The sequence below is a fragment of the Alkalibacter mobilis genome, assembly GCF_015594845.1.
In the GTDB taxonomy this organism is placed as follows: Bacteria; Bacillota; Clostridia; order Eubacteriales; family Alkalibacteraceae; genus Alkalibacter; species Alkalibacter mobilis.
Genome location: NZ_JADNRK010000007.1, coordinates 48,401 through 61,111 on the forward strand (window position 1 = coordinate 48,401; position 12,711 = coordinate 61,111).

Below are 12,711 nucleotides of genomic sequence, written 5' to 3' on the forward strand. Positions count from 1 at the left end.
TAAGCATACTTAAAAATTGTTTGTAAAGTCCATGTTAGCAATTCCGAAAATGTGGATAAGTCTTAAAAAACCCAGAATAACAGGGTGGATAAACGTCGGATCTGTGGATAAACACGTGGATAACTGTGAGAAATGTTCATAACTATTGTAAAAGCATGAAAATGAATAAATAATAGCAGATTTAAAAACCTTGGGAATAAAGGCTTTCAGCTGTCAAGAAAAATATTTTTGCAAAACAAATCAGAAATTTCACAATTGGAAATTTCTGATTTGAACTAGATGTTGTCTTCCAATTCAGTTTGTTTGTCGGTCCATATTTCCATCAATTGTGACAAGGCGCTCTTCATTTCTTCATATTGACGGTTGATTTTACAAGAGTAGTCAAAATCATCGTAAAATCCCGTTGAACAGATGATTTGCTCCAATTCAGAGATTTTTGCCTCTTTAGTCAGTATTTCGGTTTCAATTTCAGCGATCTCTTTTTTAAGTTGGGCAATTTCTTTTTTCTGTCTGTTTTTCAACTTTTTTATTTGTACGGCTTCTGTTTTAGTAAGTACAGGACCTTCGCTTTCCAAGGCATCCAAAAGATTTTTTTCCTGCATTTTTTGCATATAATAATCATAATTACCGTTAAATATTTCCAATTTTTCATCTTTAAGTACGAATAGTCTATTAACAGTCTTGTTTAAAAAATACCTGTCATGGGAAACAATGAATAGTGTTCCAGTATAGTCATTCAATGCTTGTTCCAACACATCTACAGTGGACATGTCCAAATGGTTGGTAGGCTCATCCATCATTATAAAATTTGCATCTGACAACATGGTTTTTGCAAGGGATATCCTGCTTAATTCACCGCCGGACAAGACTCCGATTTCCTTGAATACGTCTTCGCCATAAAATCGGAAGTATGAGAGAATATTACGGATTTCGCCCTCTCCGGCAAGAGGTTTGGCATCCCAGACTTCATCCAAAGGAGTGGAATTGGGATCAAGCCCCTGGTTGTCCTGTTTGAAGTATGCGGGGATGACCTTTTGTCCCCAGGATAAATTACCTGTATCCGGGGTAACTTCGCCGTTTATTATCTTGAGCAGGGTGCTTTTGCCGCTTCCGTTTACTCCTATCAAGCCTATTTTATCTCCGCGATATATATCGAAACTTACATTTTCGAAAAGATGTTTGTCATAAGACTTTGACAAACTTTTTGCCTCTAAAATCAGTTTGGAGCTTTGGACTTTTGGTTCGAATTTGAGGGATACCCTTTTGTTGTCAGAAAAGGGTCTGTCGGTTTTAGGCATTTTATCCAGCATTTTTTCTCGGCTTTTAGCCTTTTTTATACTTTTTTCACGATTGAACTGTCTGAAACGTTTGATGATTTCTTCCTGTCTGCGGATCTCCTTCTGTTCCACCTTGAATTGATGCATTTCAGATTCAAATTGTTCTTCTTTTCGTCTAACGTACTCGCTGTAATTCCCGTTGAACCTGTTCAAGGTTTTATTTTCGATTTCAAAAATAGTATTTACAAGGGCATCCAGAAAATACCTGTCGTGTGAAATTATTATATATGCACCTTTATAGCTCTTTAAGTAAGTTTCAAGCCACTGGATCGTTTCGATGTCCAAAAAGTTGGTAGGCTCATCCAAAAGCAGCAAGTCAGGATTTTTGAGGATTATTTTTGCTAAAGAAATGCGGGTCTTTTCGCCACCGCTGAGACTGGATGTGCTTTTTTCAAAACTGGTTTGGGGAAAACCCAATCCAATCAATATGCCCTTGGCTCTACTTTCATATTCGTAGCCTGACATGGATTCGAATTTTTCCGTAAGATCCGAGTACTTTTTCAGAAGTGACTCGGTTTTAGTACCGTCCGATACGGCTATTTCCTTTTCGAGAGATCTCATGGATTTTTCCATGGCGACGATATCGCTAAAAACAGAAAGAACTTCTTCATAAATTGTCTGATTTGTGTTTATGTTTGATTCCTGGGAAAGGTAGCCGATTGTTATGTCTTTGGAGTAATCCAATTTACCGCCATCAACCGCCAGCACGCCTGCGATGATTTTAAGGAGTGTACTTTTTCCCGTGCCGTTTTTTCCAACTATGCCTATTTTAGAATCTTCTTCAACAAAGAAACTCATATTTGAAAGTATGGTATCTACTCCATAACTTTTACTCAATTCTGTTGCGCCAAGCAGCATTTTTTCATCCTCCGATTGTCTGTTATTCATGTTATTATATTACTACAGTATAAATGTTAATTCAATCGACAGCTTAAGATGGATAATTAGTAAAAAAAAATGAAAATACAATAACAAAAAATTGACAATCTTTTTTCTCATTGCTATAATTATCATTAAGTTTATAGAGTTAATAGGGGTTGAAAGGAGAACGACATGCAAAGGCACTCAGTGAAGGTTTCAATGGCAGTGGTTAGAAGGCTGCCGAAATACTATAGATATCTTGGGGATTTACTTCATAACGACATTACAAGAATATCATCAAAGGAGCTAGGAAAGTTAATGGGGCTGACTGCATCGCAGATCAGACAAGATCTAAATTGCTTTGGAGGCTTCGGACAGCAAGGTTATGGTTATAACGTTGAGGAGCTGCAAAAGGAAATAGGAAATATACTGGGTCTTAACAAAACCTATAGCTGTGTAATTGTAGGAGCGGGTAATCTGGGACAGGCAATTGCAAATTACGAAGGTTTCCGCAGGGAAGGCTTTATACTAAAAGCCATGTTCGATGTAAATCCAAGGTTGATAGGAAATACAATAAGGGACATAAAGATACTTGATATCATGGATCTTGGTGAATATGTAAAAGACAACGATGTTCAGCTTGGTATAATTTGCGTTCCTAAAGAACAGAGTCAATCTGTAGCAGACACGCTTATGGACAACGGAGTCAAGGCAATCTGGAACTTTGCTCCTGCAGATGTTGAAGTTAGGGACAACGTTGTAATTGAAAATGTAGCAATAAGCGAAAGCTTGTACACTCTTACTTACTTGATGAATGAGAGTAATTTGGACATATAGATCTCAATAAGCATAGTACAGGTAAATAATTTAGACAAAGACGTCTTGCTAAGAGTATAATATACTCATAGCGGACGTTTTTTATTTATTTTTAATATGATTTTAAAGGGAGGAACAAATTATGACAACGACTAAAGAACAAATCATGCAGAGTGCCAAAGATCTGGATGTAGAATTTATTCATCTTCAATTTACAGACTTGAACGGAGTTATGAAAAATCTTTCCGTAACGTATGAGCAATTGGAAAAAGCTCTAGACGGAGAAATAATGTTTGACGGCTCATCAATAGACGGATTTGTCAGGATAGAAGAATCTGACATGTATTTAAAACCCGATTTAAACACTTTTGTCGTATTTCCATGGAAACCGCAGGTTGGAAGAGAAGCCAGATTGATTTGTGACATATACAATTCAGACGGTACACCTTTTGCAGGATGTCCCAGGAATATACTAAAAAGACAAATAGCCGAGGCTCAAAAATTAGGTTATACAATGTATGTTGGTCCTGAATGTGAATTCTTCCTGTTTGAAGTGGATGAAAACAACAATCCAACATTGGTGACTCATGACAATGCTGGATACTTTGATCTTGCACCTGTAGATCTGGGCGAAAGCGCAAGGCGGGACATGGTTACGACATTAAAGGAAATGGGATTTGAGATCGAAGCTTCCCATCATGAGGTGGCACCGGGTCAACACGAGATAGATTTTAAATACTGTGATGCCCTGGAAGCAGCCGATGATATCATGACATTTAAAATGGTCGTAAGAATTATAGCCCAAAGGCATGGACTACACGCTACATTCATGCCCAAACCAATTTTCGGCATTGCGGGATCAGGTATGCATCTTAATCAATCTTTGTTTAAAAATGGTAAAAATGCCTTCTATGATCCGAATGGTGCAGATGAACTTAGTGAAGAAGCGTATCAATATATAGCTGGTTTGATAAAGCATGCCAGACCAATGGCTGCATTGACTAATCCAACGGTAAATTCATACAAAAGATTGGTTCCCGGTTATGAGGCTCCCGTATACATTGCATGGTCTCCAAAAAATAGAAGCCCGTTGATCAGAATTCCAGCAAAAAGAGGAGCTTCCACGAGAGTTGAAATGAGAAATCCGGATCCTTCTGCCAATCCTTATCTTGCACTTGCTGCGAATCTTGGTGCGGGACTGGATGGAATAAAGAATAACTTGAAAGCGCCGGATCCAGTATATTCAAATGTTTATGAGATGTCAGCTGAAGAAAAAATCGAATGCTGCATAGATTCTTTGCCGGGAACTTTGATCGAGGCAATCGAGGAGCTTCAAAAGGATGATTTGTTGATGGATGTATTAGGGCCTCACGCAAGAGTGAAGTATATCGAAAACAAATTGCAGGAATGGGACAGTTATAGAACAAAAGTTTCTCAATGGGAACTTGACATGTATTTGACTACAATATAAAAAGCCGATCACTCGGCTTTTTCAGGTTCTTTAAAAGGAAGTCTCCTTGATCTGATGTCAATCAGAAGATTGTTGATATTGTTGAATGAATTTGTGGCTCCGGATATGGAATCCACAGGGTCGAGGCTTCTGTTTTCCAAAACTTGATTCGAATAGTTGTCAAAAACGTCTTTGAGTTCCATTCCATAAAATTCCTTGTAATTCTCGGAAATTTCCTGGCTGGCATATTTGTCTATACCGGAATCGTTGGTTTCGCTGTAATGAACGGCTGTGATCCTGTCGCCTAAGAAGGTTATTCTCAATATTGGTCGATAACCGTTGGCGTCGGGTTCTCCCATGGATACGTACGTGTCGTTCATTGGTAGGAGGATTTCTTCAAGATCACCCATTGATGCTTTGTTAAGGATGCTCTCCGCCAATTGTTTGAAATAATTGTTTATGTCGGGAAAATCTCCGGTACTTGGAAGATTTACAGGGTTTTGATTTTTTATCAAGCTGTTGTAGAGTCTGCCGTATATGACTTTTAGATCTAGATTGTGTGCAACCTTGAAAGATTCGTAGTACTTCGTATCGGTTATCTTGTCTTTTCCCTCAACTGACACTTCCCTGTAATTGACTTCGGTTATTAACCCACCGTTTATGGTGAGATGCATCTCTGGACGATAACCTTCATTGTTGGTATGGGAATAAGTGCCGTAATACTTTCCGTCTTTGTAAAGATAAGGATTTTCGTCAAGGAGAACTTGTCCTTCGCCGTTGTTCACATATTCCTGTGAACAACCGGTGATGGAAATTATCATAATTAAAAAGAACAGTATTTTTTTAAACATAAATGTACGCTCCGATTAAAATATTTTCAAATTTTTATTATTACCAAATCATTATATCACAAACAAGGAGGATTCACCTCCGATGCAAGCGCATCGTTGGTCGTATGTACTCATAATTTTTCAGCGAGGGGGGAGAGTAGATGATTTCAGGAAATGTGATCACCGGAATAACCAATAAAAAAATTGAAGGTACTTTGGTAGCACATTTAAAAAAAAGCGGCTATCAAGTAATATCGTTCGATGAGGGAAACTCACTTATCAGAGCTGCAAGATCAAGAAATGTAGACTTGTTGATAATAGACGAAGAAATGAAGGGTCTTAGAACCATAGACATCGTCAATGTTTTTCAGAATGAAAAAATCAGCCCAGTTATTTTGGTCACTGCTCAACCTCGAACGGATTATATTTCCTGGATCCAAAAGGGTTGGATTTTTAATTACATTCACCAAAATATTGAAATCATGGAATTTGGAAAAGCAGTATCGGCGGCAATGGTATTTGGTAAAAAACTGTTAGATCTGGAGAATGAAGTCCTAAAATTGAAAAAGACACTTGCCGACAGAAAGACCATAGAAAAGGCCAAGGGGATAATAATGGAAATGAAGTCATGTTCCGAAGAAGATGCGTACGGCTATCTGAGAAAAACCAGCATGGAAAAAAAGGTTTCCATCGAAATCTTGGCTCAGGCCATTATAAACAAATACAAATGAAACCACCCGCTTTTGGTGGCTTCATTTTTTATTGGTATTTACGATATTTTATATCACTGAACCTCAATAAAGCCATTAAGAGAATGCCCAAGCCGAAGATGGTGGTCAGCAGTTGTTTTAAAACGTACCACAGGAATTCTTGATGAATGTTGATATTGGGGATATAAAATGCCAGTTTAAATAAATTTAAAGCTATCACCAAGGAACAGACAAAATATTCTGAGGTGAGACTGCTTTTTTTTGTTTTCAATAAATACAAGCTTACTGCAAACACCGGCAACGCAATGAGCATTGTAACGAAAAATTCAAAAATCACCGCTGCTTCCATTGGCAAATTAAAAAAAGTATTGTTGTTTGAAACGGCGAAAAAGTTTAAAAATTCAATGTAATTGATGAGTATCAAAAAAACAAGTAAAAATCCATGCAGCGCACTTTTGAGAAATGTTTTTGAGTTATTTTCAGTTAACATCTTGAAACTCCTCTATCAAAGTATTATTCTAAAAAGATAATGAGTGTGAAAGTAAAGCACGCGGATAAACCTCCAATGCTTGCAGCATCGTCGGTCGTATGCGCTCAGCCATAGAAAATCTAAAATTTTCTCATGCAAGCACGGAAAATCCCATATTTTCTGCGGCCTAATCCGCTTTCGCGAATATTATATCACAAAAACCGGCTTATGGCCTGTTTGAATTGGAAAGGGGTACATTTGTTGATCAAAGATTATTACTTGGCTCAAGGAGATATACATGCAAAAATCGACAACTTCGATTTGATACAGACATTTGAATGCGGTCAGTGTTTCCGATGGAACAAAATCAGGGAAGGCACTTACCTGGGCATTTCCAAGGGCAATGTTCTGGAGATCGAGCAGATAAAAGACAGGTTTGTCTTCAGGGGAACAGACATGAAAACATTTGAAAATTACTGGATGGATTACCTTGATCTTAAGAGAGACTATGCACAAATAATTGAAAAAATTTCTGTAGAACCTAATATGACAAAGGCCACCGAGTATGGGAGCGGTATTAGAATATTGCTGCAAGAAGAATGGGAAACATTGATTTCTTTTATAATATCAGCAAACAACAACATTAAAAGAATTAAAAAAATCGTTGAAAGCTTTTCAAACCTTTTTGGAAGAGAAATTGATTACAAGGGGATCAAGTTGCATGCTTTTCCCAAGCCAGATGAAATATCTGAAATAACATGTGGCGATTTGGGTGAAATAAGGTGCGGTTACAGGGCTGATTATATTCTGGATGCCGTAAAAAAAGTTAATGACGGAGTAGTGAATATTTCAAAAATACGAGAAATGAGTTATGAAGAAGGCGTGAAAGAACTTTTGAAAATCAAAGGGGTGGGACCCAAAGTCGCAGATTGTGTTCTGTTGTACTCAGGTGGAAAGCATGAAAGCTACCCTGTGGATGTCTGGGTCAAAAGAGTCACGGAGGCTTTGTATATCAAGAAGGAAACAAAACCGGCTGACATCAAGAAGTTTGCTGATGAAATGTGGGGTGGGGATGCCGGATTTGCCCAGCAGTATCTGTTTTATTATGCACGAGAAAATCAATTGGAGGCGGGAGAAGTATAATGACGGGAAATATAGTAAACACTGCGGCAATTCTAATTGGAGGCCTTCTGGGTTTGGCTTTCAAAAAAAAGATAGCTGAAAGATTCAGCAATATAATGGTTGAGGCTCTGGCTCTGGCTATTATGGTGTATGGCATCAGTCAGGGGATCACTACACAGAATCCGCTCGTATTGTTTGCCAGCATAGCTATTGGGGCATTGATAGGCGAGATGATCGATATCGAAAAGAAATTGAATGATCTTGGAGATTACTTTCAAAACAGAATGAAAAATTCTACAAATGTCACTCAGGGTTTTGTAACAGCTTCGCTGCTGTTTTGTGTAGGAGCCATGGCTATCATGGGAGGACTTCAAAGCGGACTTCAGGGAAATCACGAAATATTATACGCAAAATCTTTTCTTGACGGAGTCATGTCAGTAATTTTTGCATCTGCACTCGGGGTAGGAGTTTTGCTTGCTGCAGGGTCTGTTTTTGCGTATCAGGGAATCATCATATTGATGTCAGGATTGCTAAAACCATTTTTGGCTGCGAACGTAGTAGTGGAAATGACAGCGGTTGGAGGAGTGCTGATTTTTGCCATAGGGATCACAATGCTTAAAATCAAGCACCTGAAATTGGGCAACATGCTGCCAGCAGTTTTCATACCTATCATAATAAATATTTTTTATACGTTGTAATAAATTTATAAGAAAAATGTCAACATTATGTGTTGACTTTTTTCTTATTGTTTTATATTATAATAAGTGTCATTAGCACTCGATATTGGTGAGTGCTAACAATTAAAAAATGAACTTTATCGCATAAGGAGGTTATTTTAGAATGTTGAAACCATTAGGAGACAGAGTCGTATTAAAAGTTAAAGAAGAAGAGGCAACTACTGCAAGCGGTATTGTACTTCCGGGAAGTGCCAAGGAAAAGCCACAGGAAGGTGAAGTTGTTGCTGTAGGTAGCGGAGAAGTTGTGGACGGCAAAAAAATCGAATTGGAAGTCAAGGTAGGCGACAAAGTCGTATTTTCCAAATACTCGGGCACAGAAATCAAGGTTGACGCAGAAGAGTACTTGATAGTGCGACAAAGCGATATATTGGCAATCGTAGAATAAATATCACATAAAGTTTAGGAGGAGAAATAAATGGCAAAAGATTTAAAATTTTCATCAGAAGCTAGAACTGCCCTTGTCAACGGAGTTGACAAGTTGGCTAACACTGTAAAAATAACACTTGGACCAAAAGGTAGAAATGTAGTTCTATCCAGAAGTTTTGGTTCACCTATCATAACAAATGACGGGGTAACGATCGCAAAAGAAATCGAATTGGAAGACCCTTTTGAAAATATGGGAGCGCAACTGGTAAAGGAAGTAGCGACAAAAACCAATGACGTTGCCGGTGACGGAACTACTACAGCAACATTGCTTGCACAGGCAATCATCAGAGAAGGACTTAAGAACCTGGCTGCAGGAGCAAATCCAATGGGTCTTAAAAAAGGTATTGAAAAAGCGGTAGATGTAGTTGTAGAAGAATTAAAGTCAAAAAGCAAAAAAGTTGAAAATAAAGATGAGATCACTCAGGTAGCTTCAATTTCAGCAGCTGACGGAAAAATCGGACAACTGATTTCCGATGCTATGGACAAAGTGGGAAATGACGGTGTAATAACTGTTGAAGAAGGAAAGTCCATGGAAATCGAACTTGAGTTCACAGAAGGAATGCAATTCGACAGAGGATATTTGTCTTCGTACATGGTAACAGATACTGACAAGATGGAAGCTGTATTGGATAATCCTTATATCCTGATCACCGATAAGAAAATTAATAACATACAAGAGATCTTGCCTGTATTGGAGCAAATCGTACAGCAAGGCGGAAAACTTCTTATAATTGCTGAAGATGTTGAAGGCGAGGCGCTTGCAACATTGGTTGTAAACAAGCTTAGAGGCACATTCAACTGTGTGGCAGTAAAATCTCCCGGATTCGGAGACAGAAGAAAGGCCATGCTTGCTGATATAGCTGCTGTAACAGGCGGTCAGGTAGTTAGCGAAGAAGTTGGTTTGGATCTTAAATCTGTAACTATAGACCAATTGGGAAGAGCAAGACAAGTAAAAGTCGACAAGGAAAACACCATCATAGTAGAAGGTGAAGGAAACAAAGAGGCTGTTGAAGAAAGAATCAACCAAATCAAGAAACAGATTCCTCAAACAGATTCCGAGTACGACAAGGAAAAACTTCAGGAAAGACTTGCCAAACTGGCAGGAGGAGTTGCAGTGATCAAAGTTGGTGCTGCTACTGAAACTGAAATGAAAGAAGCAAAATACAGAATCGAAGATGCACTAAACGCTACTAGAGCTGCTGTAGAAGAAGGAGTGGTAAGTGGTGGAGGTACTGCCTACATCAACATTATCAAGCCAGTTGAAGCTTTGATCGAGCAACTTGAAGGAGACGAAAAGACTGGTGCTTCCATTATAAGAAGAGCAATAGAAGAACCCATCAGACAAATCGCAGCCAATGCAGGTTTAGAGGGATCTGTTGTAGTAGAAAATCTAAAAAACAAGGAAGACGGCATGGGCTTTGATGCTGCAAAGGGACAATATGTTGACATGTTCCAAGCTGGTATCATAGATCCGACAAAAGTTACGAGGTCAGCAATTCAAAATGCAGCCAGCGTTTCAGCCATGTTCTTGACAACTGAAGTGGCAGTTGTTGAAATTCCAAAAGACGAGCCTGCGATGCCAGGTGGTGGAATGGGCGGCATGCCAATGATGTAAGTCTTTAACAGGACTTTCAGTAAAACTTTAAAAATTCCGGATATCGATCGATCCGGAATTTTTTTTACGATCGATATAAGTGTATATACAGCTGCATTGACATGAAAAGTGCCATGGTGTAAACTTAAATGATGAAGTTTAAATTACCGGAAAGGAAGACTTAAAATGAAGAACATCAAGGAATTTTTGGCGAAGAAGGATATCGAATTCACCATTAAAAGATATCTCATCGATACACTCAGTTTCATGGCTTACGCTCTTTTTGCCACACTGATCATCGGAAGTATTCTAAATCAGGTCGGCTCTTTATTGAAAATTGGTTTTTTAACAGAGGTGGTATGGCCGGCGGCCAGAACCATGACTGCACCCGCCATCGCTGTGGCAGTAGCATATGCACTTAAAGCACCACCCCTCGTTATTTTTGCATCGGCAATTAACGGAGCAATCGGAGGCGATCCGGTTTCCGCTTTGATAGCAGGTATAGTAGGTGGAGAGTTCGGCAAATTGGTATCAAAGGAGACTAAAGTCGATATCATTGTAACCCCGGCAACAACTATAATCACCGGTGGCGCCGCTGCGTACTTTGTAGGTCCTGCAATTGCTGCTTTTATGGCCGGATTTGGTCAGGTTATTATGTGGGCTACCGAACAACAACCAGTACCAATGGGCATGATAATTTCTTCATTGATGGGAATAGCACTGACTTTGCCCATCAGTTCCGCTGCCATAGGATTGATGCTCGGATTAAGTGGGCTGGCTGCTGGTGCTGCTACCGTAGGTTGTTCGTGTCAAATGATCGGATTTGCGGTCATGAGTTACAAGGAAAACGGTATGGGAGGTTTCTTTGCCCAGGGCTTGGGTACTTCAATGTTGCAGATGCCTAATATCGTAAAAAATCCGAGGGTCTGGATACCGCCGATAGCATCTTCTATTATACTGGGGCCTATAGCGACTACTTTTTTTAAGATGGAGAATGTTCCCTATGGTTCGGGAATGGGAACCAGCGGGTTGGTAGGGCAATTTGGAACAATAGAGGCCATGGGTGCAGGAGTAAATGTTTGGGTCGGGATAATATTGTTGCACTTCGTACTTCCGGCAATCTTGACTCTTGCAATTTCAGGATTGCTTGGAAAGCTTGGTTGGATAAAAGATGGTGATCTTAAATTGGACATTTAGTTTAATGGAAAAATATCTGGGTGATACTCAACTTTGAGTCTCACCTTTTTAAATTTTACTTGTTAAATGATGACACGACCCGTGTTACTGTTTCGGTCATTGTGCAAAACATACAAATAATATGTTTTTTTTAATGCATGGATTACATTTTTAATGGTGGACTGTTAATATAAAATGGAATGCAGATGACTTAATGCGAGGAGTAATACTATTATGTTGGACAATCTTATTTTCAGTTTAGGAGTAGCTGCACCGATATTTTTGGTTATGCTAACAGGTTACATATTGAAAAAAACCGGTTGGATCGATGAACATTTTGTGAAAACAGCCAACAGGCTCATATTTTATATCGCTCTGCCCATCAAATTGTTTAATGACGTTAGGGCTGTGGATTTAAGTGAGATGCTGGACTTTGGATTTTATTTGTTTATTATGGCAGGAGTAATTCTGAGTGTGGTTTTTGCATGGATGGTATCTTTTTTTCTGATCAAGGATCAAAGCCTCAGAGGCTCTTTTATACAAGGATCATTCAGAGGCAATTTTTTATATGTTGGATTTTCTCTCATAGAAAATATTACCGGGACACTGGGAGCTAAAGCGCCAATGATGCTGGCTATGACTATGCCCTGGTACAATATTTTGGCTGTAATAATTTTTTCTTTTAACAATCCGGATAGAGAGGTAAAAGTAAGTGTAAAGGACAGTATCTTGGAATTGGTGAAAAATCCAATGGTAATAGGTATTGTTGCCGGATTTATAGCAGCACTTGTTGATCTCGAAGTACCTTCACTTCCTTTAAAGACAGCAAGTTATCTGGAAGTTCTCGCTACACCTTTGGCCCTGTTGTCCATAGGAGCATCTGTTGATGTTGGCGCACTTTCAAAAAATCTGGTACCTGCTTTACAGGCGAGTGCATTAAAGTTGATCGTCATACCTGTACTGGCTATATTGGCAGCAGCTGCTTTTGGTTTTGGATCTGCAGACATCATTTTGGTATACGTGTTGTTTGGTGTTCCGACTGCTACGGTATCGTATATAATTGCCGTAAGCATGAAAGGCGACGGAGAATTGGCATCAAGTATAATAATGGCAACAACTTTGCTGTCTGTAATAACCATGACAGGTTTTATATTTGTATTCAGGACCTTGGGCATGATCTGAA

At 39.0% G+C, this 12,711-nt stretch carries 11 protein-coding genes; 9 read left to right on the forward strand and 2 right to left on the reverse strand.

Annotated elements, in window-relative coordinates; all coding sequences use genetic code 11:
- Nucleotides 1-275: 275 nt before the first annotated feature.
- Nucleotides 276-2,225, reverse strand: coding sequence for an ABC-F family ATP-binding cassette domain-containing protein (locus IWB18_RS05605; RefSeq protein ID WP_195682634.1), 1,950 nt, complete (start codon nt 2,223-2,225; stop codon nt 276-278).
- Nucleotides 2,226-2,390: 165 nt separating this feature from the next.
- Here IWB18_RS05605 and IWB18_RS05610 point away from each other — a divergent pair, with 165 nt between their 5' ends.
- Nucleotides 2,391-3,035 carry a redox-sensing transcriptional repressor Rex gene (locus IWB18_RS05610; RefSeq protein ID WP_195682635.1) on the forward strand — a complete coding sequence of 215 codons (645 nt, stop codon included), beginning with the start codon at nt 2,391-2,393 and terminating at the stop codon, nt 3,033-3,035.
- A gap of 121 nt (nt 3,036-3,156) precedes the next feature.
- The gene (glnA, locus tag IWB18_RS05615) at nt 3,157-4,485 is read left to right on the forward strand and encodes a type I glutamate--ammonia ligase (protein ID WP_195682636.1); all 1,329 of its coding nucleotides are present in this window, start codon (nt 3,157-3,159) and stop codon (nt 4,483-4,485) included.
- An 8-nt stretch (nt 4,486-4,493) separates the two neighbouring features.
- Here the strand turns inward: glnA and IWB18_RS05620 are convergent, their stop codons facing one another.
- Complete coding sequence (locus tag IWB18_RS05620) at nt 4,494-5,315, reverse strand: hypothetical protein (protein WP_195682637.1); 822 nt, start codon at nt 5,313-5,315, stop codon at nt 4,494-4,496.
- 140 nt (nt 5,316-5,455) lie between these two features.
- On the opposite strand from IWB18_RS05620, the gene IWB18_RS05625 reads away from it, so the two are divergent.
- From IWB18_RS05625 to IWB18_RS05655, 7 genes are all read left to right on the forward strand, one after another.
- Nucleotides 5,456-6,025 carry an ANTAR domain-containing response regulator gene (locus IWB18_RS05625; protein ID WP_195682638.1) on the forward strand — a complete coding sequence of 190 codons (570 nt, stop codon included), beginning with the start codon at nt 5,456-5,458 and terminating at the stop codon, nt 6,023-6,025.
- Nucleotides 6,026-6,734: 709 nt separating this feature from the next.
- Nucleotides 6,735-7,616: a DNA-3-methyladenine glycosylase family protein gene (locus tag IWB18_RS05630; RefSeq protein WP_195682639.1), complete on the forward strand. Its 882-nt coding sequence runs from the start codon at nt 6,735-6,737 to the stop codon at nt 7,614-7,616.
- Nucleotides 7,616-8,293 carry a DUF554 domain-containing protein gene (locus IWB18_RS05635; protein WP_195682640.1) on the forward strand — a complete coding sequence of 226 codons (678 nt, stop codon included), beginning with the start codon at nt 7,616-7,618 and terminating at the stop codon, nt 8,291-8,293. The genes IWB18_RS05630 and IWB18_RS05635 overlap by 1 nt, the downstream gene beginning before the upstream one ends.
- 142 nt (nt 8,294-8,435) lie before the next feature.
- Nucleotides 8,436-8,717 carry a co-chaperone GroES gene (gene groES / locus IWB18_RS05640; RefSeq protein ID WP_195682641.1) on the forward strand — a complete coding sequence of 94 codons (282 nt, stop codon included), beginning with the start codon at nt 8,436-8,438 and terminating at the stop codon, nt 8,715-8,717.
- A gap of 30 nt (nt 8,718-8,747) precedes the next feature.
- The gene (gene groL / locus IWB18_RS05645; RefSeq protein ID WP_195682642.1) at nt 8,748-10,373 is read left to right on the forward strand and encodes a chaperonin GroEL; all 1,626 of its coding nucleotides are present in this window, start codon (nt 8,748-8,750) and stop codon (nt 10,371-10,373) included.
- Nucleotides 10,374-10,538: 165 nt separating this feature from the next.
- Complete coding sequence (locus IWB18_RS05650) at nt 10,539-11,549, forward strand: PTS transporter subunit IIC (RefSeq protein WP_195682643.1); 1,011 nt, start codon at nt 10,539-10,541, stop codon at nt 11,547-11,549.
- A 213-nt stretch (nt 11,550-11,762) separates the two neighbouring features.
- A complete protein-coding gene (locus tag IWB18_RS05655; protein WP_195682644.1) occupies nt 11,763-12,710 on the forward strand; it encodes an AEC family transporter in 948 nt (315 codons plus the stop codon).
- Nucleotide 12,711 lies beyond the last annotated feature (1 nt).

Excerpts from the sequence above, each read along its gene's own strand:
- groL (WP_195682642.1), top strand. The coding sequence starts at position 8,748 with ATGGCAAAAGATTTAAAATTTTCATCAGAAGCTAGAACTGCCCTTGTC.
- IWB18_RS05610 (WP_195682635.1), top strand. The coding sequence starts at position 2,391 with ATGCAAAGGCACTCAGTGAAGGTTTCAATGGCAGTGGTTAGAAGGCTG.
- IWB18_RS05605 (WP_195682634.1), bottom strand. The coding sequence starts at position 2,225 with ATGAATAACAGACAATCGGAGGATGAAAAAATGCTGCTTGGCGCAACA.
- IWB18_RS05655 (WP_195682644.1), top strand. The coding sequence starts at position 11,763 with ATGTTGGACAATCTTATTTTCAGTTTAGGAGTAGCTGCACCGATATTT.
- groES (WP_195682641.1), top strand. The coding sequence starts at position 8,436 with ATGTTGAAACCATTAGGAGACAGAGTCGTATTAAAAGTTAAAGAAGAA.
- IWB18_RS05650 (WP_195682643.1), top strand. The coding sequence starts at position 10,539 with ATGAAGAACATCAAGGAATTTTTGGCGAAGAAGGATATCGAATTCACC.
- IWB18_RS05620 (WP_195682637.1), bottom strand. The coding sequence starts at position 5,315 with ATGTTTAAAAAAATACTGTTCTTTTTAATTATGATAATTTCCATCACC.
- IWB18_RS05635 (WP_195682640.1), top strand. The coding sequence starts at position 7,616 with ATGACGGGAAATATAGTAAACACTGCGGCAATTCTAATTGGAGGCCTT.
- IWB18_RS05625 (WP_195682638.1), top strand. The coding sequence starts at position 5,456 with ATGATTTCAGGAAATGTGATCACCGGAATAACCAATAAAAAAATTGAA.
- glnA (WP_195682636.1), top strand. The coding sequence starts at position 3,157 with ATGACAACGACTAAAGAACAAATCATGCAGAGTGCCAAAGATCTGGAT.